Source organism: Pseudomonas sp. MF6767 (assembly GCF_016405475.1).
Taxonomy (GTDB): Bacteria; Pseudomonadota; Gammaproteobacteria; order Pseudomonadales; family Pseudomonadaceae; genus Aquipseudomonas; species Aquipseudomonas paracarnis.
Window position 1 is genome coordinate 171399 of record NZ_JAEKCY010000006.1, and the last position, 24829, is coordinate 196227.

At 61.9% G+C, this 24829-nt stretch carries 19 protein-coding genes; 9 read left to right on the top strand and 10 right to left on the bottom strand.

Annotated elements, in window-relative coordinates; all coding sequences use genetic code 11:
- Nucleotides 1-98: 98 nt before the first annotated feature.
- Entirely contained in the window at nucleotides 99-911 is an 813-nt protein-coding gene (gene xthA, locus JFT58_RS12540) for an exodeoxyribonuclease III (RefSeq protein WP_034127912.1), read from the bottom strand.
- Between the two features lie 168 nt (nucleotides 912-1079).
- On the opposite strand from xthA, the gene JFT58_RS12545 reads away from it, so the two are divergent.
- The 7 genes from JFT58_RS12545 to JFT58_RS12575 all read left to right on the top strand — a co-directional run bounded on the left by JFT58_RS12545 (nucleotide 1080) and on the right by JFT58_RS12575 (nucleotide 12150).
- Entirely contained in the window at nucleotides 1080-1730 is a 651-nt protein-coding gene (locus tag JFT58_RS12545) for a GNAT family N-acetyltransferase (RefSeq protein WP_034127911.1), read from the top strand.
- 64 nt (nucleotides 1731-1794) lie between these two features.
- Entirely contained in the window at nucleotides 1795-3522 is a 1728-nt protein-coding gene (locus JFT58_RS12550; RefSeq protein ID WP_054897282.1) for an autotransporter assembly complex protein TamA, read from the top strand.
- A complete protein-coding gene (locus tag JFT58_RS12555) occupies nucleotides 3522-7208 on the top strand; it encodes a translocation/assembly module TamB domain-containing protein (RefSeq protein ID WP_082423401.1) in 3687 nt (1228 codons plus the stop codon). Before JFT58_RS12550 ends, JFT58_RS12555 begins: the two co-directional genes overlap by 1 nt.
- Before the next feature lie 276 nt (nucleotides 7209-7484).
- Nucleotides 7485-7958: a MarR family winged helix-turn-helix transcriptional regulator gene (locus JFT58_RS12560; RefSeq protein ID WP_014718945.1), complete on the top strand. Its 474-nt coding sequence runs from the start codon at nucleotides 7485-7487 to the stop codon at nucleotides 7956-7958.
- Nucleotides 7955-9406, top strand: a complete 1452-nt coding sequence (locus JFT58_RS12565; protein ID WP_054897284.1) for an efflux transporter outer membrane subunit — start codon at nucleotides 7955-7957, stop codon at nucleotides 9404-9406. The genes JFT58_RS12560 and JFT58_RS12565 overlap by 4 nt, the downstream gene beginning before the upstream one ends.
- 15 nt (nucleotides 9407-9421) lie before the next feature.
- Complete coding sequence (locus JFT58_RS12570) at nucleotides 9422-10621, top strand: HlyD family secretion protein (protein WP_034127907.1); 1200 nt, start codon at nucleotides 9422-9424, stop codon at nucleotides 10619-10621.
- Complete coding sequence (locus JFT58_RS12575) at nucleotides 10621-12150, top strand: DHA2 family efflux MFS transporter permease subunit (RefSeq protein WP_003192178.1); 1530 nt, start codon at nucleotides 10621-10623, stop codon at nucleotides 12148-12150. The genes JFT58_RS12570 and JFT58_RS12575 overlap by 1 nt, the downstream gene beginning before the upstream one ends.
- Before the next feature lie 149 nt (nucleotides 12151-12299).
- On the opposite strand, the gene lpxH is transcribed toward JFT58_RS12575, so the two are convergent.
- Entirely contained in the window at nucleotides 12300-13049 is a 750-nt protein-coding gene (lpxH, locus tag JFT58_RS12580) for a UDP-2,3-diacylglucosamine diphosphatase (RefSeq protein WP_014718941.1), read from the bottom strand.
- Nucleotides 13046-13549 (bottom strand): peptidylprolyl isomerase, encoded by a 504-nt coding sequence (locus JFT58_RS12585; protein ID WP_003174772.1) that lies wholly within the window; start codon nucleotides 13547-13549, stop codon nucleotides 13046-13048. The genes lpxH and JFT58_RS12585 overlap by 4 nt, the downstream gene beginning before the upstream one ends.
- Nucleotides 13550-13786: 237 nt before the next feature.
- Between JFT58_RS12585 and JFT58_RS12590 the strand changes: the two genes are divergently transcribed.
- Nucleotides 13787-15487: a glutamine--tRNA ligase/YqeY domain fusion protein gene (locus JFT58_RS12590; RefSeq protein ID WP_003192174.1), complete on the top strand. Its 1701-nt coding sequence runs from the start codon at nucleotides 13787-13789 to the stop codon at nucleotides 15485-15487.
- 15 nt (nucleotides 15488-15502) lie between these two features.
- On the top strand, nucleotides 15503-16885 hold the full coding sequence (gene cysS / locus JFT58_RS12595; protein WP_034127906.1) for a cysteine--tRNA ligase: 1383 nt from the start codon (nucleotides 15503-15505) through the stop codon (nucleotides 16883-16885).
- A gap of 200 nt (nucleotides 16886-17085) precedes the next feature.
- On the opposite strand, the gene JFT58_RS12600 is transcribed toward cysS, so the two are convergent.
- From JFT58_RS12600 to JFT58_RS12630, 7 genes are all read right to left on the bottom strand, one after another.
- Nucleotides 17086-17424, bottom strand: a complete 339-nt coding sequence (locus JFT58_RS12600; protein ID WP_034127905.1) for a Na+/H+ antiporter subunit G — start codon at nucleotides 17422-17424, stop codon at nucleotides 17086-17088.
- Nucleotides 17421-17699: a K+/H+ antiporter subunit F gene (locus JFT58_RS12605; protein WP_003192168.1), complete on the bottom strand. Its 279-nt coding sequence runs from the start codon at nucleotides 17697-17699 to the stop codon at nucleotides 17421-17423. Before JFT58_RS12605 ends, JFT58_RS12600 begins: the two co-directional genes overlap by 4 nt.
- Nucleotides 17696-18184: a Na+/H+ antiporter subunit E gene (locus JFT58_RS12610; RefSeq protein WP_054897285.1), complete on the bottom strand. Its 489-nt coding sequence runs from the start codon at nucleotides 18182-18184 to the stop codon at nucleotides 17696-17698. The genes JFT58_RS12605 and JFT58_RS12610 overlap by 4 nt, the downstream gene beginning before the upstream one ends.
- Entirely contained in the window at nucleotides 18181-19863 is a 1683-nt protein-coding gene (locus JFT58_RS12615) for a monovalent cation/H+ antiporter subunit D (RefSeq protein ID WP_034127904.1), read from the bottom strand. The genes JFT58_RS12610 and JFT58_RS12615 overlap by 4 nt, the downstream gene beginning before the upstream one ends.
- Entirely contained in the window at nucleotides 19860-20204 is a 345-nt protein-coding gene (locus tag JFT58_RS12620; RefSeq protein ID WP_003192163.1) for a Na+/H+ antiporter subunit C, read from the bottom strand. Before JFT58_RS12620 ends, JFT58_RS12615 begins: the two co-directional genes overlap by 4 nt.
- Entirely contained in the window at nucleotides 20204-23125 is a 2922-nt protein-coding gene (locus JFT58_RS12625) for a monovalent cation/H+ antiporter subunit A (RefSeq protein WP_014718932.1), read from the bottom strand. Before JFT58_RS12625 ends, JFT58_RS12620 begins: the two co-directional genes overlap by 1 nt.
- A 697-nt stretch (nucleotides 23126-23822) precedes the next feature.
- Nucleotides 23823-24752 carry a DMT family transporter gene (locus JFT58_RS12630; RefSeq protein ID WP_054897286.1) on the bottom strand — a complete coding sequence of 310 codons (930 nt, stop codon included), beginning with the start codon at nucleotides 24750-24752 and terminating at the stop codon, nucleotides 23823-23825.
- Between the last annotated feature and the right edge of the window lie 77 nt (nucleotides 24753-24829).

Below are 24829 nucleotides of genomic sequence, written 5' to 3' on the forward strand. Positions count from 1 at the left end.
AGGAGCGAGCTTGCTCGCGAAAAACGTCAACGATAACGCGGGCTTCCTGAATAAACGCGGCGCCCTCAAGTTCTTCGCGAGCAAGCTCGCTCCTACAATCAGCTCAGTTCCAACCAGATCGGCGCATGGTCCGACGGTTTCTCCAGCCCACGCAAATCATAGTCCACCCCCGCGTCCTTGACCCGAGGCACCAACCCGGTGGACGCCAAGATCACGTCGATGCGCAGCCCGCGCTTGGGCTCGTCCTCAAAGCCACGGCTGCGGTAATCGAACCAGCTGAAGCGGTCGGTCACATCCGGGTTGAGGTGGCGGAAGCTGTCCACCAGGCCCCAGTTCTTCAAGCGTGCCATCCACTCGCGTTCTTCCGGCAGGAAGCTGCACTTGCCGGTTTTCAGCCAGCGCTTGGCGTTGTCGGCGCCGATGCCGATGTCGCAGTCCTCTGGGGAAATGTTCACGTCGCCCATCACCACCAGCGCCTGGTCATTGCTGAACTGACTTTCCAGCAATTGCTGCAAGTCTTCATAGAAGCGCTGCTTGGCCGGGAACTTGGTTGGGTGGTCGCGGCTTTCGCCCTGGGGGAAGTAGCCGTTCATGATGGTCACTGGGTGGCCGTTTTCGTCGGCGAAGGTGCCCCAGATAAACCGGCGCTGGGCGTCTTCTTCATCGCTGGCAAAGCCTTTGTGCACGCTCAACGCTTCTTTGCGCGAGAGCAGGGCCACGCCGTAGTGGCCTTTCTGCCCGTGGTAGTACACGTGATAACCCAGGGCCTGCACTTCGGCCAACGGGAACTGATCATCGTGGACCTTGGTTTCCTGCAAACCGATCACGTCCGGTTGATGCTTTTCAATCAGCGCCGCCAACTGATGAGGGCGAGCACGCAGCCCGTTGATATTGAAGGAGACGATTTTCATGGTCGGCAGTCCAGTCTGGCAAAAGGGCGATGCTAGCCGACAAGTCGGATGGGGGCCAGCGTGGCGGCAGGATGAATGCGCTGCTAATGTCTGGGAACGACTGGAGCTGTGCAGGTTCGTACCCATAAGAACGCCATGTTTGAGTGGCGCCCAGGGAGATTGACTGTTATGCCAGACACTTCGACGGCCACTGCCGAAATCCGCCTGCTCAATAGCGGCTACTCCCGTGAAGCGCGATCCCTGCTGTACCAGGCGTATCGCCATGAGCCGACCTTTGCCTACATCTTCGAAGCCGAGCGGGCGGGCTATGAACAGCGAGTACGTGCCACTGTGCGCGAACTGGTCAAGCAGCATTTTTTCCAGAAACTCCCGGCCATCGGCCTGTTCGTCAACGACCGGCTGATCGGCATTGCCCTGATTGCACCGCCCCAGCGGCGCCTGGGCATCACCGAAAGCTGGGCCTGGCAAATCCGCATGTGGCTGAGCACCGGCGTGCGCGGTACGCGGCGTTACCTGGAATACCATCATGCCGTCATGGCGTGCCTGCCCAACACGTCTGTGCATGTGCTGCCGTTGCTGGGTATTCACCCGCAGTTCCAGGGCAAGCACCATGGTGAGCAGTTGCTGGAAGCGGTACACAATTGGTGTGCCGACGACCCGCATTCATCCGGCGTGGTGCTCGACACCGGTAACTCCCGTTATTTGGATTTCTACAAGCGACAGGGCTATGAGGAAATCGGCGAAGTCGCCGTAGGGCCGGTGCGCGAGCATGTGTTTTTCCATCCCAATCCCCAGGCGTTACATCCTGCAACGGCTTGAGACAGAATTATTCAGAAGAATCCGGGTTCATAGTTCCTCTCTCGCTCGTGTAGCATCCGCGCCTATGAAGTTTCCAGGAAGATTTACCAGCGGCTTGATTCTGCTGTTCACGAGCTGCGGCGCATTGGCGCAAAGCGAACTGGACGTGCGGATCAAACCCTCGAACGACGCGCTGAAAGCCAACATCGAAGGCTACATCGGCGGTGTGGGCGATCGTGATGAAGAAGCCTTGCTGCGGTTCAGCCATGGCGCCGAGGAGCAGGCGCGCAAAGCCGCGCAGGCCCTGGGCTACTATCAGCCGCAGATCAACAGCGAGGTGAAGGGCGGCAAGAACCCGCGCCTGACCCTCACCATCGACCCCGGCGAACCGGTGCACTTGCGCGACGTCACCATAAGGGTCGACGGCCAGGCCGCGAGTCTCAAGACCTTTCGCGTGCCCGCCAGCGACGACCTCAAGCCCGGCGCCGTGCTCAATCACGGCCATTACGAAGACGCCAAGCGCCTGATCCAGAACCAGGCCTCGCGCTACGGGTTTTTCAGCGGGCGCTTCACCAGCCAGAAACTTGCCGTAGACCCTCAAGCGGGCGTGGCCGACATCAAACTCATTTACGACAGCGGCCCACGCTACAGCATGGGCAAGGTCAGCTTCACCGGCGACACGCCCTTTGATGAAGAGCTGTTGCAGCGCATGGTGCCGTTCAAGCCCGGCACACCCTATGATTCCGAACTGGTCGCCGAACTCAACCAGAACCTGCAAGCCAGTGGCTTCTTCGAAGGCGTGCGCGTCGACGCCAGCCCCACCGCCGCCACCGATGATGTGATCCCGGTGGCGGTGCAACTGGACACCCGCAAGCCGCGCACCATGGGCCTGGGCCTGGGTTATTCCACTGACGTCGGCCCACGGGGCAAAGCCAACTGGACGCGCCATTGGGTCAACCCACAGGGCCACAGTTATGGCTGGGAAGCTGAACTGTCGGCGCCACGGCAGAACGTCGGGTTGTGGTACGACATCCCGCTCGACCCGCCGCTCACTGACAAATTGCGCTTTGCTGGCGGCTACCAGAATGAAGAGATCGCTAACACTGACACCCTGAGCAAGCTGCTCACCATCGGCCCCGAATGGCACAGCAAGTTGCCCAGTGGCTGGACGCGGGTGATCTCCCTCAAGTACCAGCGCGAAGAATATCGCCTGGGCAATGACTCGGGCCTGAGTAACCTGCTGATGCCTGGCGTGAGTTATTCCTACCTGCGCAGTGACAACCGCATCGACCCGCACCATGGCTACCGCCTGATGTTCGACACCAAGGTCGCCAAAGAGGGCCTTGGGTCCGACACCAACTTGCTTTACGGCACAGCGACGGTCAAGGGCTTGACCACCTTGTGGGACAACCACCGCTTCCTGGGCCGTGCGCAATTTGGCGGCAGTGCCACCAATGGCTACAAATCCGTGCCTCCTTCCTTGCGCTTCTTCGCCGGTGGTGACCAGAGCGTGCGCGGCTACGAGTACCAGACGCTATCGCCCGAGAACGATCGCGGCGACCGCATCGGCGGCCGCTACATGGTGGCCTTGAGCGCTGAGTATCAATATTCCATCACCGATAAATGGCGTATCGCGACCTTTGTCGACCAGGGCAACTCGTTCAACAACCTGGACTTGCCCAGCCTGAAAACCGGCGTGGGCGTCGGCGTGCGCTGGGTGTCGCCGGTGGGGCCGATTCGCCTCGACCTGGCCCATGCCCTCGAAGATCCGGGCGGCGTTCGCTTGCACTTTTCCATGGGGCCTGAGCTGTGATGCGTGGTTTGAAAATAGCGGGGCTGGCGTTGGTTGCCATCCTCGTCTTGCTGTTGTTGGCGCTGTGGTCAGTGCTTGGCACCCAGGCGGGCAGTCGCTGGGCCTTGGGCCAGGTACCAGGTTTGAGCGTGGAAAATTTCCAGGGGCGCCTGGGCGGGCAGTGGAGTGCCGATCATTTGCTGTGGCAGCAGGATGGCAGCCGCGTCGAGCTGAATGCACCGACGTTTGACTGGTCACCCGGCTGCCTGCTGCGCATGACCCTGTGCATCAACCGACTGGATGTGGAACAGGTCAGCCTGGAATTCGCCCCCAGTGCCGAAGAGAGCGACAGCGGGCCGATTCAACTGCCCGACCTGAAGCTGCCGGTTTCGCTCCAGTTGGGCGATGTTCGCATTGGCAGCCTGCTGTTCAACGGCAATGAAGAACTCAAGGGCCTGCAACTGGTGGCGCACTGGACTACCGCCGGCCTGCAGATCGACTCGGTGCATCTGCAGCGCGACGATCTGGTACTGGACCTCGCCGGTCTGCTGCAACCCAGCGGCGATTGGCCGTTGAATGCCACCGGTAACCTGAGCTTGCCCTATGCGCCGGGCGGCGCGCCCTGGCGCGTTGCTCTCAAGCTCGACGGCGACTTGCTCAAGACCCTCAAGCTCGACGCCGACAGCAGCGGCTATCTGCCGGCCAAGCTCACTGGTGAGCTGCAACCCCTGGTGGAAAACCTGCCGGCGCAGGTGCACATCACCTCCGAGTCGTTCAAACCCAGCGCAGACCTGCCCGATACCCTGCAACTCAACCAACTGGACTTGAACGCTAAAGGCGACCTGAGCAATGGCTACCAGTTGCTGGGCAAGGCCGTGCTACCGGCCGAAAACGGCCCGGTGGATTTACTGCTCAAGGGCAAGGTTGACGCCAAGGGTGCACAGATTGCCGGCCTGGACCTGACGGCCGGCGACAAGCAAAGCCTCAAGCTCAGTGCCAACCTGGACTGGCAACAAGGCTTCAGCGCGGACGCCAAGATCGACTGGCTGGACTTCCCCTGGCATCGCCTCTATCCGGTCATCGACGAACCGCAAGTGGCCTTGCGCACCTTCAACGGTGAAATCTCCTATAAAGACGGCAACTACCTGGGCAATCTCAAGGCTGACCTCGACGGCCCGGCGGGCAAGTTCAATGTGGTCACCCCCTTCAGTGGCGACCTCAAGCAGGTCTTCCTGCCTGAGCTGAAACTGAGTGCCGGCCAAGGCAAGGCCGAAGGCCACCTGAACCTGCAATTTGCCGACGGCATTGCCTGGGACACCGCCCTGGATCTGTCGGCGCTGAACCCGGCCTACTGGGTCGCAGAGTTGCCCGGCACTCTGGCCGGGCCGCTGCGCAGCAAAGGTGAGTTCAAAAATGAACAGCTCAAGCTCAACGCCGACCTCGACCTCAAGGGTCGCCTGCGCGGGCAAACCGCCGTGCTCGCGGCCAAGGCCGAAGGCGCCGGCGAGCAATGGACCCTCGCCAACCTGGACATCCGCCTGGGCGACAACCGCATCAACGGCAGCGGCAGCCTGCAACAGCGTCTGGCCGGGCAGATCGACATCAAGCTGGCGCGCCTGGCCCAGCTCTGGCCGCAACTGCGTGGGCAAGTCAACGGGCGTGTCGAGGTGGCCGGCACCTTGAAAGCCCCTCAAGGCAAGCTCGACCTCAAGGGTCAGCAACTGGCCTTTGCCGACAACCGTCTGCAAAGCCTCAACCTGGACGCCAACCTCGATAGCGCCCAGCGCGCCAAGCTCGACCTCAAGGCCAACGGCATTCAAAGCGGCGAGACGCAAGTCGGCAACCTCACCGCCAGCGCCCAGGGCGATATCAAGAACCAGAAAGTCCAGCTGGCGCTGACTGGCCCGCTGGTCAAACTGGCCCTGGCCCTGGATGGTAACCTTGACAAAGACAACTGGCGCGGGCGCCTGGCCAGTGGCGACGTGCAAGCCGGTGGCCAGGACTGGCGGCTGCAAGCCCCGGCGAAGATCGAACGCCTGGCCGATGGCAAGCTGACCTTTGGTGCGCACTGCTGGGTCTCCGGTGGCGCCAGCCTGTGTGGGGAAGACCAGCGCCTGATGCCCGAGCCGAAGTTGCGTTACCACCTCAAGCAATTCCCTCTCGACAGCCTCGCGGGGTTCTTGCCCAAAGACTTCGCCTGGCAGGGCAGGCTCAACGCCGATGTGCAACTCGACTTGCCCCAGAGCGGCCCAAAAGGTGTGGTCGCGGTGGACGCCAGTGGCGGCACCTTGCGCGTGCGCGACAAGGGCCAGTGGCTGGATTTCCCCTACGACACCCTGAAGCTGGAAACCACCCTCAATCCCAAGCGCATCGACACCCAGCTAAATTTCCGTGGCGGCAAGCTTGGCCAATTGTTGTTGCAGGCGCAGATCAATCCGCTGCCGAGCAACAAGCCGATCACCGGCAATTTCAGCCTTACGGGTCTGGACCTCGCCGTAGCGCGGCCCTTTGTACCCATGGTGGAAAAACTCAGCGGCAAACTCAACGGCAATGGCCGCATCTCCGGCGGTTTGCTCGCGCCCTTGGTCAACGGCAACCTGAACCTGGTGGACGGCGAAGTCTCCGGGCCGGAACTGCCCATCAGCCTCGAAGGCCTGAACTTGCAGGCGCAAATCGCCGGCGAAAGCGTGCAGCTCAACGGCGGCTGGCGCAGCGGCAAGGCCGGCCAGGGTAGCCTTACGGGCCAGATCGACTGGGGCCGCGCCCTGGTGGTCGACCTCAGCCTCAAAGGCTCGCAACTGCCGGTCACCGTGGAGCCCTACGCCAAGCTGGAAGTGGCGCCCGACCTGAAAATCAGCCTCAAGGACGACAAGCTGGCGATCGCCGGCAAGGTCCATATCCCCCGTGGCGACATCACCGTGCGCGAGTTGCCGCCGTCGACCGTTAAGGTTTCCGACGACACGGTGATCATCGGCAGCCAGACCGAAGAGGGCAAAGCGCCGATGGCCATGGCCATGGATATCGACGTGGAAGTGGGTGAGGACCAGCTCAACTTCGCCGGCTTCGGCCTCACCGCCAAGGTTCAGGGCCATGTGCATATCGGCGACAACATGGACACCCGTGGTGAGCTGTGGCTCAACGACGGCCGCTACCGTGCCTACGGCCAGCGCCTCAATGTGCGCCGCGCACGCCTGTTGTTCGCGGGGCCCTTGGACCAGCCGTTCCTGGATATCGAAGCGGTGCGCATCGTTACCGAATCCAGCCGCACGGTCACCGCAGGTATCCGCCTGAGCGGCAGCGCCGAACAACCCACCACGCAGATCTTTTCCGAGCCGGCCATGGCCCAGGAAGATGCGTTGTCATACCTGGTGCTGGGCCGTTCGCGCACCAACACTGGCGAAGACAACAACATGCTCGCCGAAGCCGCCCTGGGCCTGGGCTTGATGGGCAGCGCTGGCGTGACTTCGGATATTGCCAATAAGCTGGGGATTCAGGATTTTGATCTGGACACCCAGGGTACGGGTAACAGCACCGCCGTGGTGGCCAGCGGCAAGATCAACGAGAAGCTCAGCTTGCGTTATGGGGTAGGGGTGTTCGAACCGGCTAACACCATTGCCTTACGCTACCTGCTGAGCAAGAAGGTGTACTTGGAAGTGGCCACGGGCGTAGCGAGTTCCCTGGATATCTTCTACAAGCGCGATTTCTAAACCTTGCCCGATCAAAAAATGTAGGAGCGAGCTTGCTCGCGAAAAACGTCAACGATAACGCGTGCATCCTGAATGCACGCGGTGCCCGTGAGTTTTTTCGCGAGCAAGCTCGCTCCTACAAAAAGCCTTAACTGGACTCTCGTTGATTTGATTGCTGTCCAAGGCTCTAAGTTACTCAACTACCAAGCAACCTAATTATTCCATTTGACATTCGCTGCCTAAGCAGTAACATCTCGTCACACATTCACTGCCTAGGCAGTAATAAGGTGACTTTCGATGCCTCACTTCACCCCTGACAACTTCCACAACTGCCACCTCGGGCTGTTGCTGGGCCGCGCCGCGATCCTCAAGGACCGTATCATCGACACCCATATGGAACCCCACGGCATCACCGCCGCGCAGTTCAAGGTGTTGATCATCATGGCCCAGTTCGGCGTCGATACCCCGGCGGAACTGTGCCGCAACCTATCGCTGGATAGCGGTTCTATGACGCGCATGCTCGACCGTCTGGAGCAAAAAGACTTGCTCAGCCGCAAGCGCTCCGAGCTGGATCGCCGCCAGGTGCAGTTGGTGCTGACCGCCGAGGGCCAGCGCCTGGCGGACATGCTGCCGCACATTGGCGCCAAGGCCCTTAACCAGTTGGCCGGCGTGCTTGAGCCGGGCGAGCTGGAAACCCTGGAGCGGATCCTGAAGAAAATGCTGATCGCTGCGGGTGACCCCATCACGATCCAGCGGGTAGGTAGATCATGAACACACGCGCATTCAGCCTGGTGCTGGCGGCGATGACGTTGGCCGGTTGTGCCAACTACAGCGGCCTCGACACCCAGGGCCAGCGCCTCGACGCCAATACCCTGCACACCGGCAAATCCCTGAGCGGCGTGACGCTGTCGAGCGCCGCCTGGCCGGCCGCTGACTGGTGGAAAAGCTTGGGCGACCCACAGCTTGACGGCCTGATCCAGGAAGCCCTGCAGAACAGCCCCGACATGCAAGTCGCCGACGCCCGCGCCCACCAGGCCGAAGCGGCGGCCTATGCCGCCAACGCCGCCCGTATGCCGACCCTGGATGCCAGCGCCGGCGTGAGCCGTTCGCGCCTGGCCAAGGACCAGGACCCACGCGGGCAGGGCGATGCCTATTCGACGGTGCGCAACATCGGCGCCAGCTTCAATTACAACTTCGACCTGTGGGGCGGCCAGCGCGCCGCCTGGGAAGCGGCGTTGGGCGAGGCCCGTGCTGCCGAAGTCGACCAGCAGGCCGCGCGCCTGACACTGGCCGCGAACGTGGCCAAGGCCTACAGCGACCTGGGCCAGGCCCATATCGTGCGTGACCTGGCCGTGGATGACCTCAAGCGTACCCGCCAGATGCTCGACCTGAGCAAGCGCCGCCTGAGTTCCGGTATCGACAGCGAGTACCAGTTCCAGCAGACCGAGAGCCTGGAAGCCAGCTCTCAGTCGCAACTGATTGACGCGGAAAAACAACTGCAAAGCGCCAAGATCGCGTTGGCTGTGTTGCTCGGCAAAGGCCCGGACCGCGGTGACGAGTTGGCGCGCCCAGCGGTGCTCAAACCCAGCGCCGTGGCCGTGCCGGCGGTGTTGCCTGCCGAGTTGCTTGGCCGTCGCCCGGACCTGGTCGCCGCACGTTGGCGCGTAGAGGCCGCGAGCAAGAACATCGCTGCCAGCAAGACCCGCTTCTACCCCAACCTCAACCTGAGCGCGAGCGCAGGTGCCGAGTCGTTGCTGGGCGATGCGATGTTCGGTTCGGCCAGCCGCTTCTTCAACATTGCGCCGACGATTTCGCTGCCGATCTTTGACGGCGGCCGTCTGCGTGCTGATCTCGATGCCCGCGACGCCGACTACGACCTGGCCGTGGCCCAGTACAACAAAACCCTGGTGCAAGCCTTGGGCGATATCGGCAACAGCCTGTCCCAACTGCGCGACACCGGGCGGCAGATCCAGGCCCAGCAACATGCCGCCGACATCGCGCAGCAGTCCTACGACACCGGGGTGCAACGCTACAGCTCAGGCATCGGTAACTACCTGGATGTGCTCAGCATCGAGCAGCAATTGCTGCAGGCCCAGCGTCAGCTGGCCACCCTGAATGCGGCGCAGATCGACCTGTCGATTCAATTGATGCAGGCCCTGGGTGGCGGGTACCACGTCAACAGCGTGGCCGCGACCACCCCAGCTACACGCACGGAATAATTTGAGGTATTTGTCATGGCCACTGCCGACAGCAACAACGCAACCGAACAACCCAAAGACACCAACCCCCGCAAACGCAAAGTGATGCTGATCGGCCTGGCGCTGATCGTCATCCTGAGTGTGGTGGGCGTGTGGGCCTGGTATGAGTTCTACGGGCGCTTCAATGAAAGCACCGACGACGCCTATGTGAACGGCAACGTGGTGGAAATCACCCCGCTGGTCACCGGCACCGTGGTCAGCATTGGCGCCGACGATGGCGACCTGGTCCATGAAGGCCAGGTGCTGATCAACTTCGACCCCAACGACGCCGCCGTCGGCCTGCAGAGTGCCCAGGCCAACCTGGCCCGCACCGTGCGCCAAGTACGCGGCCTGTACAGCAACGTCGATGGCATGAAAGCCCAGGTCAATGCGCAGAAAGCCGATGTGCAAACCGCCCAGGACAACTACAACCGCCGCAAGACCCTGGCCCAGGGCGGCGCGATTTCCCAGGAAGAACTGTCTCACGCTCGCGACAGCCTGACCGCCGCCAAGAACGCCTTGACCAACCTTGAGCAACAACTGAAAACCACCAATGCCCTGGTGGATGACACGGTGATTTCGTCCCACCCCGATGTGCAAGCGGCCGCCGCGCAACTGCGCCAGGCGTACCTGACCAATGCGCGCAGCACCTTGATCGCGCCGGTCACCGGCTATGTGGCCAAGCGCACCGTGCAACTGGGCCAGCGCGTCCAACCGGGCACCGCGCTGATGGCGGTGATCCCGCTGGACCAGCTGTGGATCGACGCCAACTTCAAGGAAACCCAACTGCGGGATATGCGCATCGGCCAGCCGGTGGATATCGAGTCGGACATCTACGGCAGCGACGTCAAGTACAGCGGCACCGTCGACAGCCTTGGCGCCGGCACGGGCAGCGCGTTCGCCTTGCTGCCCGCGCAGAACGCCACCGGCAACTGGATCAAGATCGTGCAGCGGGTACCGGTGCGCATCCATATCAACGCCGAAGAGCTGGCCAAACACCCGCTGCGAGTGGGCTTGAGCACCGTGGTCAACGTAGACCTGCACGACCAGAGCGGCCCGGTGCTGGCGCAACAGGCGCCGCAAAAAGCCTCGTTCACCACCAACGTGTATGACCGCCAATTGGCCGAGGCCGATGCCATGATCAACCAGTTGATCCATGACAACAGCGTCGCCGCTCCCAAGGCTGCGCAACGCTGATGAGCAATAACGCCTCGTTCACGCCACCCAGCCTGTTGATGGCCACTATTGGCCTGTCGCTGGCGACCTTCATGCAGGTGCTCGACACCACCATCGCCAACGTGGCGTTGCCGACTATCTCCGGCAACCTGGGGGTGAGTTCGGAGCAGGGCACCTGGGTGATCACTTCGTTTGCGGTGAGCAACGCCATCGCCTTGCCGCTCACCGGTTGGTTGAGCCGGCGCTTTGGCGAGGTGAAGCTGTTCTTGTGGGCGACCCTGCTGTTCGTGCTGGCGTCGTTCCTGTGCGGTATCTCTACCTCGATGCCTGAGCTGATCGGCTTTCGGGTGCTGCAAGGCTTGGTCGCCGGGCCGTTATATCCGATGACCCAGACCTTGTTGATTGCAGTCTACCCGCCGGCCAAGCGCGGCATGGCCCTGGCGTTATTGGCGATGGTCACGGTGGTCGCGCCGATTGCCGGGCCCATCCTCGGCGGCTGGATCACCGACAGCTACAGTTGGCCGTGGATCTTTTTCATCAACGTGCCCATCGGGATTTTTGCGGTGATGGTGGTGCGTGCGCAGCTGAAAAAGCGCCCGGTGGTCACCAGTTACCAGCCGATGGACTACGTTGGGCTGCTGAGCCTGATCGTCGGTGTGGGCGCCTTGCAGATCATCCTCGACAAGGGCAATGACCTGGACTGGTTCGAGTCCAACTTCATCATCATTGGTGCGGCCATTTCGGTGATTGCCCTGGCGGTGTTCGTGATCTGGGAGATGACCGACAAGCACCCGGTGGTCAACCTGCGGCTGTTCGCGCACCGTAACTTCCGGATCGGCACCATCGTGTTGATCCTGGGTTATGCGGGCTTTTTCGGCATCAACCTGATCCTGCCGCAGTGGCTGCAAACCCAGATGGGCTACACCGCCACCTGGGCCGGGCTGGCAGTGGCGCCCATCGGCATTTTGCCGGTGCTGATGTCGCCGTTCGTGGGCAAGTACGCGCACAAGTTCGACCTGCGCCTGCTGGCGGGCCTGGCGTTCCTGGCGATTGGCTTGAGCTGCTTTATGCGCGCCGGCTTCACCAACGAAGTGGACTTCACCCACATCGCCATGGTGCAGCTGTTCATGGGTATCGGCGTGGCGCTGTTCTTCATGCCGACCTTGAGCATCCTCATGTCCGACCTGCCGCCGCACCAGATTGCCGACGGCGCGGGGCTTGCGACCTTCCTGCGCACCTTGGGCGGCAGCTTCGCGGCCTCGCTGACAACCTGGATCTGGATTCGCCGGGCCGACCAGCACCATGCCTACATGAGCGAGAACATGACCGTCTACGACTCGACCACCCGCGATGCGTTGCAGGCGCTGGGCGGGGCAGGGCAGAAGGCCTATACCCAACTGGACCAGATTCTCACCAGCCAGGCGTACATGATGTCCACCGTGGATTACTTCACGTTGCTGGGGTGGATGTTCATGGGCTTGATGTTGCTGGTGTGGCTGGCCAAGCCACCGTTCACGGCGAAGGCCGGGCCTGCGGCTTCGGGGCACTGATTGTAAGGTCAGCGCGGTCCCTGTGGGAGCTGGCTTGCCTGGGAGCTGGCTTGCCTGCGATAGCATCACCTCGGTGCATCTGATACACCGAGGTGTCTGCATCGCAGGCAAGCCAGCTCCCACAGGTTGAACGGTGTTGTGTCAGAGGTTCAGGCGCCAGGCAACGCCAACTGCGGGTTGACGAAGTCAAACGCCGCCAGCTGAAATCCTTGCTCATCCACCTGCAGCGCCCACCCTTGCTTGTCCCAGTCCCCCAGCACAATGCGCTTGGCCGCCTGGTCGCCGATCTGCAACTTATGGATGGCGGGGCGGTGGGTATGGCCGTGGACCAGGGTGCGCACGCCGAACTGCTGCATCACCCGTGGCACTTCTTCAGGGGTGACATCGACAATGTCGTTGGCCTTCATGCGCACTTGAGCGCTGCTCTCACTGCGCAACTTGCGCGCCAGTTTGTGGCGGGTGCCCAAGGGCAGGTGGCGCAGGATAAACAGTACAACCGGGTTACGCAGGATGCGCCGCAGCTTCATATAGCCGAGGTCGCGGGTGCAGAGGCTGTCGCCGTGCATCAACAGCACTGGCTCGCCATACAACTGCACGACCGTCGGGTCCTTGAGCAAGGTAGCGCCTGCCGCTTTGCAGAACGCCTTGCCGATCAGGAAATCACGGTTGCCGTGCATGATGAAAATCGGGGTGCCGCTGTCGCTCAGCTCACGCAGAGCCGCGCAGATGGAACGCTGGAAGGGGGTCATGCCATCGTCGCCAATCCAGGCTTCGAAGAAGTCCCCCAGAATGTACAACGCCTGGGCGCCACGGGCGCGGCCGTGGAGCAGATCCAGAAACGCCCGGGTGATGTCCGGGCGCTCCTCTTCCAGATGCAAATCTGAAATCAGCAATATCACCCAACGATCTCGGCTTTCTCGACGATCACGTCTTCGGCTGGAACGTCCTGGTGACCGGCCTTGGAGGTGGTCGAGACGCCTTTGATCTTGTCGACAACATCGGTGCCTTCGGTGACTTTACCGAACACCGCGTAGCCCCAACCCTGCACGTTCTTGCCGCTGTGGTTCAGGAAGGCGTTGTCGGCGACGTTGATGAAGAACTGCGCGGAGGCCGAATGCGGCTCCATGGTACGGGCCATGGCGACGGTGTACTTGTCGTTGGAAAGGCCGTTGTCCGCTTCGTTCTGGATGCTTGGACGCTTGTCTTTCTTCTCTTTCATGCCCGGCTCGAAACCGCCGCCCTGGATCATGAAGTTACCGATGACACGGTGGAAAACAGTGTTTTCGTAGTGGCCGGCTTTGACGTATTCGATGAAGTTGGCGACGGTGATCGGCGCTTTCTCGGCGTTCAGCTCGATAACGATGTCACCGTGGTTGGTGGTCAGTTTGACTTGAGTCATGTTCGCTACTCTTTTCAGGGAATTCGTGGGTGTGGGCGCCTGGGCACCTTACCTGTCTGGCTAAACGACGGCCAAGGCGCGCAGTTTAGCGTGCCCTGCGGGAATTTCGAGGTGGTTTTTTACCGCCCGGGCAATTAATTGGCCGCGCTCTGTATGTGTCTTGACTGCTTCGGCTATTATGAGCCCTTTGTTTTATCTGGCCCCACCTGGCCATGCACCTGTCTGTTCAAGGATCCTATGAGCAAGCCCACTGTCGACCCTACCTCGAATACCAAGGCCGGACCTGCCGTCCCGGTCAATTTCCTTCGCCCGATCATCCAGGCGGACCTGGATTCGGGCAAGCACACGCAGATCGTCACTCGTTTCCCACCTGAGCCCAACGGCTACCTGCACATCGGCCACGCCAAGTCCATCTGTGTGAACTTCGGCCTGGCCCAGGAGTTCGGTGGCGTCACGCACCTGCGTTTCGACGACACCAACCCGGCCAAGGAAGACCAGGAATACATCGACGCCATCGAAAGCGACATCAAGTGGCTGGGCTTCGAATGGTCCGGTGAAGTGCGCTATGCCTCCAAGTATTTCGACCAGTTGTTCGACTGGGCCGTCGAGCTGATCAAGGCCGGCAAGGCCTATGTGGACGACCTGACCCCGGAGCAGGCCAAGGAGTACCGTGGCACGCTGACCGAGCCGGGCAAGAACAGCCCGTTCCGCGACCGTTCGGTGGAAGAGAACCTGGACTGGTTCAACCGTATGCGCGCCGGCGAATTCCCGGACGGCGCCCGCGTGCTGCGCGCCAAGATCGACATGGCCTCGCCGAACATGAACCTGCGCGACCCGATCATGTACCGCATCCGCCATGCCCATCACCACCAGACCGGTGACAAGTGGTGCATCTACCCCAACTACGACTTCACCCACGGTCAGTCGGACGCCATCGAAGGCATCACCCATTCCATCTGCACCCTGGAGTTCGAGAGCCATCGCCCGCTGTACGAGTGGTTCCTGGACAGCCTGCCGGTCCCGGCGCACCCACGTCAGTACGAGTTCAGCCGCCTGAACCTGAACTACACCATCACCAGCAAGCGCAAGCTCAAGCAACTGGTCGATGAAAAACACGTGCATGGCTGGGACGACCCGCGCATGTCCACGCTGTCGGGCTTCCGCCGCCGTGGCTACACCCCGGCGTCGATCCGCAACTTCTGCGATATGGTCGGCACCAACCGCTCCGACGGCGTGGTCGATTTCGGCATGCTCGAATTCAGCATCCGTCAGGACCTCGACGCCAACGCCCCGCGCGCCATGTGCGTGCTGCGCCCGTTGAAAGTCGTGATTACCAACTACCCGGAAGGCCAGGTCGAGAACCTCGAACTGCCGCGTCATCCGCAGAAAGAAGAGCTGGGCGTGCGCAAGTTGCCATTCGCCCGCGAGATCTACATCGACCGTGACGACTTCATGGAAGAGCCGCCAAAAGGCTACAAGCGCCTGGAGCCGAACGGCGAAGTGCGCCTGCGCGGCAGTTACGTGATCCGTGCGGACGAAGCGATCAAGGACGCCGACGGCAACATCGTCGAGCTGCGCTGCTCGTACGATCCGGACACCCTGGGCAAGAACCCTGAAGGCCGCAAGGTCAAGGGTGTGGTCCACTGGGTGCCGGCCGCTGCCAGCATCGAATGCGAAGTGCGCCTGTACGATCGTCTGTTCCGCTCGCCAAACCCTGAGAAGGCTGAAGACAGCGCGAGTTTCCTCGACAACATCAACCCTGATTCCCTGCAAGTGCTCACAGGTTGTCGTGCCGAGCCATCGCTTGGCGACGCACAGCCGGAAGACCGTTTCCAGTTCGAGCGCGAAGGCTACTTCTGCGCGGATATCAAGGACTCGAAACCAGGCGCTCCGGTATTCAACCGTACCGTGACCTTGCGAGATTCGTGGGGCCAGTGATTTAAGGGAAACATCGTGCTAACGATCTACAACACGCTCAGCAAGACCAAAGAAGTCTTCAAGCCGCTGGACGGCAACAAGGTGCGCATGTACGTGTGCGGCATGACCGTGTACGACTACTGCCACATCGGCCACGGCCGCAGCATGGTTGCCTTCGACCTGGTGACCCGCTGGTTGCGTTTCAGCGGCTATGACTTGACGTACGTGCGCAACATCACCGACATCGACGACAAGATCATCAACCGTGCCAACGAAAACGGCGAGTCGTTCGACGCGCTGACCGAGCGCATGATCGCCGCCATGCACGAGGACGAGGCACGCCTCAACATTCTCAAGCCGGACATGGAGCCGCGTGCCACGGACCACATCCCGGGCATGCACGCGATGATCCAGACCTTGATCGACAAGGGCTACGCCTACGCCCCAGGCAACGGCGACGTGTACTACCGCGTCGCCAAGTTCATGGGCTACGGCAAGCTGTCGCGCAAAAAGATCGAAGACCTGCGCATCGGGGCGCGTATCGAAGTCGACGAAGCCAAGCAAGACCCGCTCGATTTCGTACTGTGGAAAGCCACCAAGCCCGGCGAGCCAAGCTGGGAGTCGCCGTGGGGCGCCGGGCGTCCGGGCTGGCACATCGAATGCTCGGTGATGTCCACCTGCTGCCTGGGCGAGACCTTCGACATTCATGGCGGCGGCAGCGACCTTGAGTTCCCGCACCACGAAAACGAAATCGCCCAGAGCGAAGCCGCCACAGGCAAGACCTACGCCAACGCCTGGATGCACTGCGGCATGATCCGCATCAATGGCGAGAAGATGTCCAAGTCCTTGAACAACTTCTTCACCATCCGCGACGTGCTGGAAAAGTACCACCCGGAAGTGGTGCGTTACCTGTTGGTGTCGAGCCACTACCGCAGCGCCATCAACTACTCGGAAGACAACCTCAAGGACGCCAAGGGCGCCCTGGAGCGTTTCTACCACGCGTTGAAAGGTTTGCCTGCGGTGGCGCCGGCAGGCGGCGAAGCCTTCGTGGCACGCTTCACCGAAGTGATGAACGACGACTTCGGTACCCCGGAAGCCTGCGCCGTGCTGTTCGAGATGGTGCGCGAGATCAACCGCTTGCGCGAGACCGATATCGACGCAGCGGCGGGCCTGGCGGCGCGTCTGAAAGAACTGGCCAGCGTGCTGGGCGTGTTGCAGATGGAGGCCGATGACTTCCTGCAAGCCGGCGCTGAAGGGCGTGTGGATGCCGCTGAGGTAGATGCACTGATCCAGGCGCGTCTGGCGGCTCGCACCAATAAAGACTGGGCGGAATCCGACCGTATCCGCGACCAACTGACCGCGATGGGTGTGGTGTTGGAAGACGGCAAGGGTGGGACGACGTGGCGGTTGGCTGACTGACCGTTGATAGCTGCACGCTGAATAAAAAAACGCCCCGACTGGTTCGGTGCATTTTTTTGCACTCTCGTTCCCACGCTCTGCGTGGGAATGCATACCGAGACGCTCCGCCTCGTCCGCTCGCCCGAGTGGTGCGGACGCGGAGCGTCCTGGGCGGCGTTACCACGCAGAGCGTGGGAACGATCTGCGCTCCTACAAAAACATCAGCGGCGGCTGCTGACTTCGGCGGGGACGTCATCACCGGCCATGCGTTTGCGGAACAGCGCGGTTCGCGCCAGCAGCAGTGTGGTGACCGGCACGGTGATCGCGAGCAAAATCGGAATCAACCAGCCATGCAATACCGGCCCGGACTTGAGCACCGAAAAGTAGATGATTGACGCCAACGCCACGCTCCACGCCCCCAACGTCGAGGCTAGTGCTGGCGGGTGCATGCGTTGGAAAAATTCTTTCATTCGCAGCAAGCCAATCGCGCCAATCAAGGCAAACAGGCCGCTGAGCAACAGCAACGCCGCCACGATAATTTCAACCCATAACGGCATCATTCAATCACCTCGCCACGCAGCAGGAATTTGGCCAGGGCGAACGAGCCGACGAAGCCGAACAGCGCGATCAATAGCGCCGCTTCAAAGTAAGTGTCGCTGGCATAGCGAATACCCAGGGTCAGCATCATCAGCATCGCCAGGATGTACAGGTAGTCCAGCGCCAGTACCCGGTCCTGGGCCGAGGGGCCTTTGAACAGGCGCACCAGGGTCAGCACCATGGCCAGGGAGAACAGGAACAGGCTGAACAGGATCGCATTGGCGAGCAGGGCGCTCATTCGAAGATCTCCATCAGGGGCCGTTCGTAGGCTTGCTTGAATTGCTGGATAAACGAGGCTTCGTCATCCAGGTCGAAAACGTGCAGCAGCAGGATGCTGCGGTCCAGGGCCAGCTCCGACCAGACGGTGCCGGGGGTCACGCTGGTGATCATCGCCAGCACAGCCAGGCCGTTGGCGTCGCGCAGGTCCAGGGGGATCTTGATAAAGCGCGAGCGCGGTGGGCGGGAGCCGCAGGTGAGTACGCCCCATGCCACGTGCAGGTTGGAGATGATCACATCGAGGCCGACCCGGAAAAACAGGCGGATGATCACCCCAGGGCGGCGGATGCGGATCGGCAGCGGGCGCAGCGGCGCCATCATCAGCGGCGCAAGAAAGCCCAACAGTGCGCCCAGCAGCAGGTTGCCGGGGCTGATCGACAAGTTCAGCACCAGCCACAATACCCACAACGCCAACGACAGCCAGGGAGCCGGGAACAGACGCTTCATGGCTGCACCTCCAGGGCGGCGGCCTTGGCTTCAGGGCTCGGCACTGGCCGGGTCGCGAGCACTGCCATCACGTAGTGTTCCGGGTTGTTCAGGCTTTCGGCAGTGGCCTGGGTGTAGCGCATCAGCGCCTCGGCCTTGAAGGTCAGCGCGATGCTCAACCCCAGCAGCAGGAAGATCGGCACACACTCGTAGCGGCGCAGCAGCGGTGATGGGCGTTCTTCCGGGGTCCAGAAGCGCTGGATGCCGAGGCGGGCGAAAGCGATGAGCGAGGCCAGGCCAGAGAGAATCAGCAGCGCCACCAGGCCCCAGGCCGCCGGGCGGATGGACTCGTCCACGGCGTTGCCCAAGCCCAGTGGGTTGATCAGCGCGCTCAACAGGCTGAGCTTGCCGATAAACCCGGACAGCGGCGGCATGCCGATAATCAGCAGCGCGCAGGCGATAAAGCTCAGGCCCAGGAAGGCCATGGTCCAAGGGATGACCTGGCCGATCACCGCTTTTTGCTCATCGTCCAGGTTCACACCCGGGCGCGGATGCAGCGATTCCATGGCTTTGGGCAGCGCATCAATTTCTTCATCCAGCGGCAGGTCGTTGGCCGAACGCGAACGCTCGATCAACTCCGCCAGCAAAAACAGCGCACTCAGTGCCAGGGTAGAACTGACCAGATAGAACAGCGCCCCCGCGGTCAGGCTCGGCTGGGCAAACCCTACCGCTGACAGCAGGATACCCGCCGACACCAGGATACTCAGGCTGGCCATGCGCTCCAGGCGCTGCGCCGCCACCATCGCCAGTGCCGCGCAAATGATGGTCGCCATGCCGCCATACACCAGCCAATCGCCGCCAAACAGTGCCGAAGCCCCGGCCTGGCCGGAGAACAGCAGGGTCCACAGGCGCAGCACGGTGTACACGCCGACCTTGGTCATGATCGCGAACATTGCCGCCACCGGCGCGCTGGCGGAGGAATAGGCGGGTGCCAGCCAGAAGTTCAGCGGCCACATGCCGGCCTTGGCCAGGAACGCCGTAGCCAGGATCGCTGCACCAGCATGCAACAGGCCGCGATCAGCCTCCGGCACCAGCGGGATCTTCAACGCCAGGTCGGCAAAGTTCAGCGTGCCGGTGACGCCGTAGATCATCGCCGCGCCAATCAGGAACAGCGACGACGCCAGCAGGTTGATCGCAATGTAATGCAGCCCCGACGACACCCGCGCACGGCCGGAACCGTGCAGCATCAGGCCGTAGGAGGCGGCCAGCAGCACTTCGAAGAACACGAACAGGTTGAACAGGTCGGCGGTGAGGAAGGCGCCATACAGCCCCATCAGTTGGATCTGGAACAGGGCATGGAAGCTGGTGCCCGCACGGTCCCAGCGGGCCATGGCGAACAGCAGCGCGCTGACGCCGATAACCCCGGTAAGCACCAGCATCATCGCCGACAGTTGGTCCACCACCAGGACGATGCCGAACGGCACCTGCCAGTTGCCCGGCAGATACACACCAATCGAGCCGGGGCCGCCTTGTTGCGTCCAGTACAACAGCAGCACGGCAACGCCCAGTCCGGCGATGCTGGAGCACAGATTGATCTGGGCTTTGAGTGGGCGGCGTTTCTCGCCCAGCATCAGCATCAGCCCGGCGGTGAGCAGCGGCAGCAGGATCGGCGCGACGATCAGTTGATTCATCCACGTCATTCCTTGGGCTCCCGGCCGTCTACATGGTCAGTGCCGGTGAGGCCCCGGGATGCCAGCAGCACCACCAGGAACAACGCTGTCATGGCGAAGCTGATCACGATGGCCGTGAGCACCAGGGCCTGAGGCAGTGGATCGGTGTAGTTGAGCAGGTCTTGGGGCACGCCGTCCTTGATGATCGGCTCCTTGCCGATAAACAGGCTGCCCATGCTGAAGATGAACAGGTTGACGCCGTAGGACAGCAGGCACAAACCCATGACCACCTGGAACGTCCGTGGCCGCAGGATCAACCAGACGCCGGAGGCCGCCAGGACCCCAATGGCTATTGCGATGACTTCTTCCATCAGGCGGCTCCTTCGGTTGCAGCAACCACTTTGGGCTGGTTGCTCGGTTTATGCGCGCGCACCGACTGGTGGCCGAGGGCGGTGAGCATCAACAGAGTCGAGCCCACGACCATGGCGTACACGCCGACGTCAAAGAACAGCGCACTGGCGATATGAATATCGCCCAGTAGCGGCAGGCTGAAATGCCAGGTATGCGTAGTGAGGAACGGGTACCCGGCGAACAGCGCACCCAGCCCGGTCAAGGTGGCTGACAGCAGGCCGAAGCCCATCCAGCGCATGGGCCGCAGGCTCATCTGCGCCTCGACCCACTGGGTGCCGGCGACCATGTATTGCAGGATAAACGCCACCGACATCACCAGCCCGGCGACGAAACCACCCCCAGGTTGGTTGTGGCCACGCATGAACAGATAAAACGACACCACCAGCGCAATCGGCAGCAGCAGGCGCACCAGCACCGCCGGCACCATCATAAAGCCCAGGGCGGTGTCGCTGGCCTGGCGCGGGTTGACCAGGTCGGTGGCCACGTCCGGCGCCAGTTGGCGCTGTTGGGGTGGCAACTCCATGCTTTCCTTGGACGGGCGGAAGCGACGGAGCAAGGCGTACACGGTCAAGGCCACAGCGCCCAGTACGGTGATTTCGCCCAGGGTGTCGAAGCCACGGAAGTCCACCAGCATCACGTTCACCACATTGCTGCCGCCGCCTTCGGGCAGGGCACGGCTTAAGTAGAACGAGGAGATATCGTTGGGCGTCTGGCGGGTCAGCATCGCGTAGGACAACAGCGCCATGCCGCCGCCCACCACAGTGGAGAGCAGCAAGTCACGCAGGCGGCGGATACGCGCCTTGCGCAGCGAGCTGGGCAGGGGTGAGACCTCTTCGATCCGCCTTGGCAGCCAGCGCAGGCCGAGCAGGATCAGCACGGTGGTGACCACTTCCACCACCAATTGGGTGAGGGCCAGGTCCGGCGCCGAGAACCACACGAAGGTGACGCAGGTCATCAGGCCGCACACGCTGACCATGGTCAGGGCCGCCAGCCGGTGGTACTTGGCTTGCCAGGCGGCGCCGAGGGCGCAGGCAATCGCCAGCAACCACAGGGTGACGAAGACGATGGAACCCGGGATTTTCGGGCGGTCGCCCCAGCTGAGGCCACTGTTGATCATCGGGATCATCGCGCCGATCACTGCCAGCAGCACCAACAGGAACAACTGGGTTTGCAGGCGCTTGGTGCTGATGCGTTTCTCGATGCGGCGCACGCCGCGCATCATCACCACCAGGCAGCGCTCGAAACCGCGCTTGCCGTTGAAGTAGCCGATCAGCGGTGGGTATTCGAAGCGGCCACGCTTGAGTTGCTTGCGCAGCATCAGGTACAGCACCACGCCGCCGGTCATTGCCACCAAGCTCATGATCATCGGCGCGTTCCAGCCGTGCCAGATCGCCAGGCTATATTCCGGTAGCGTACCGCCCACCACTGGCAGGGCGGCAGCGGCGAGGATCGAGCCGACCACCTGGGCCGGGAAAATCCCCACCAGCAGACAGGTGAACACCAACAGCTCGACGGGTGCGCGCATCCAGCGCGGCGGCTCGTGGGGCGTGTGCGGCAAGTCGGTGGCGGGCGGGCCGAAGAACACGTCCACGGTAAAACGCAGGGCATAGGCCACGCTGAATGTACCGGCAATGGTCGCGATCACCGGCAGGGCGATTTCCACCCATTGGGTCGACGAGATAAACACGGTTTCGGCAAAGAACATCTCTTTGGACAGGAAGCCATTGAGCAACGGCACCCCGGCCATGGACGCGCTGGCGACCATCGCCAGGGTCGCGGTAAACGGGATCAGGCGCACCAGCCCACTGAGCTTGCGGATATCCCGCGTGCCGCTTTCGTGGTCGATGATGCCCGCCGCCATGAACAGCGAAGCCTTGAAGGTGGCGTGGTTGAGAATGTGGAATACCGCGGCAACTGCGGCCAGTGGGCTGTTGAGGCCCAGCAGCAGGGTGATCAGCCCGAGGTGGCTGATGGTGGAATAGGCCAGCAGGCCCTTGAGATCGTTTTGAAACATGGCGCAGTAAGCGCCGAGGAGGAGAGTGAGGGCGCCGGCACCGCCGACGATCCAGAACCATTCTTCGCTGCCGGACAGCGACGGCCACAGGCGGGCCAGCAGGAACACGCCGGCCTTCACCATCGTCGCCGAGTGCAGGTAAGCCGAAACCGGGGTGGGCGCCGCCATGGCATGGGGCAGCCAGAAATGGAAGGGGAACTGCGCGCTTTTGCTCAAGGCGCCGATCAGCACCAGGGCGAGCATGACCGGGTACAGCGAATGCGCGCGAATCTGATCGCCCGCCGCCAGCACCTGGTCCAGGTCATAGCTGCCGACGATATGCCCCAGCAGCATCACCCCCGCCAACAGGCACAGCCCGCCGGCGCCGGTGACCATCAGCGCCATATACGCCCCGCGTCGCGCATCGGCACGGTGGTGCCAATAGCCGATCAGCAGGAACGAGAACAGGCTGGTCAGTTCCCAGAAGAATACGATCTGGATCAGGTTGCCGGAGATCACCAAACCCAGCATGGCGCCCATGAACGCCAGGAAAAACGCAAAGAAACGCGGCACCGGGTCGTCCGGCGACATGTAGTAGCGCGCATACAGCGACACCAGCGTGCCGATGCCCAGCACCAGCATCGAGAACAGCCAGGCAAACCCATCCATGCGCAACACGAAGTTCAGCCCCAGGCTGGGCAACCACATGAATTCTTCGCGGATCACGCCACCGTGGGCGATCTGAGGGTAGAGCAGGGCGACTTGAATAGTACCGACCAGTGCCACAAGGCCGGCCAACAGGGATTCGGTGTTACGTGCGTTATGCGGCAGCAAGGCCGCCAGACAGCTGCCGATAAAAGGCAGAAGCAGTAGAACTATCAGGGACATAGGCTTCTAATCTGCGGGAGTTTGGGATGCATCATACGTGCCGCTTTCACGATCACCAAACGGCAAGATGTGGCAGGATCCTACAAGGTAGGCTGAAACCTCCCATTTGGCACTGTTTCAACCTGCCCTTGAATTAAAATGCAGACCTCTGTGGGAGCCGTTATCTGCAGCGACGCCGTACCTGTGGCGAGGGAGCTTGCTCCCGTGACGGGCTGACAGTCGACGCTTATCTCCCTGACACCCCACGATCCAATTGTGGGAGCTGGCTTGCCTGCGAAGACGGCCTGACAGCCGACACCTATCTCCCTGACACCCCGCGATCAAACTGTGGGAGAGGGCTTGCTCGTGAAGGCGGTCTGGCAGTCTAGAAGGTTGGATTGTGTACATATCCATTGCTGCGGTAACGGCTACTTAGGGTTCCGCCTGACGGCGGGTCACTTTGGAAAAGAGCCGGAATGCCGGCCCAGCCCAAAGTAACCAAAGGGCTCTTGCCCCACCACTCGGCACCTCGCTTAGGCTCGGTGTGCCCGAACACAGTCTTGAATCCGTGGGCCGCCGTCCTGCCGGGTTACCCACGGATTCAAGCCTGCGCTCGGCCAGCGTGGTTTAACGGAGCGCCTGAGATCAAGATCACAAGCAGATCAAGAGCAAGATCAAGAGCGGCTCGCTTCGCATCGTGGTTACCGTTGATCGCAAACTACCCCTGCCGCTCCTCCTCCAACGCCTCTGCCAACTCAACGGCCTTCTGCCCCTTCGTCTTCAATTCACTCACAATCACCGCCACCACAATCAGCACCGCGCCCAGCATCGCGATCGGTGGGAACCGCTCCCCGGCGATTCGCCCCACAACGCCTGCCCACACCGGCTCACCGGCATAAATCAACGTCGCCCGCGTTGGCGAGACACTCTGCTGTGCCCAGTTCATCGCCACCTGGATCACCGCACTGGTCAAGCCCAGGCCCACGGCACTGAACAGCAACAGCCAAGAAAAGCCCGGCAACGCCTCGCCCATGGGCACCACCATCATGAAGGACAGCACCGAAGCGGTGGCCAGTTGCACCACGGTCACCCGACGAATATCCACCTGGCCGGCAAATGCGCTGATCAAGATGATCTCGGCCGCTATGGCCACTGCACCGATCAAGGTGGCGATTTCACCCGCGCTGAAATTCAGCGAGGCCCCCGCCGGGCCGGTCAACAGCATCAACCCCGCAAACGCCAACATGATGCCGATGCTGGGCATCAAGCCGGGGCGACGGCCAAGCACCAGCCACTGCAACAGCGGTACGAACGGCACATACAAGGCGGTGATAAACGCCGATTGGCTGCTCAAGATGGTTTGCAGGCCAATGGTCTGCAAACCGTAGCCGAACATGATCGCCACCCCGATAAACACCCCGGCCTTCAATTCGAACAGCGTCAGGTCGCGCAGGGTGCGCAAGGAAAAGAACCCCACCACAATCGTCGCTGCCGCGAAGCGCAGCCCCACAAAAAACATCGGCCCGCTGACCGCCATGGCGTGCTGCACCAGCAAAAAGGTGCCGCCCCAGATCATGGTGATCACCACCAGGATGCATTCGGCTTTACTGAAACGATTGAAACGCGAAGGGGAGTTTGGGGCGGTCATGGCGGCTCGGTCTTGCAAGGGGAAAGCACGGACCGCACAATGCGCCGCACGCTGGGCAGTATACTGCGCACACCCAC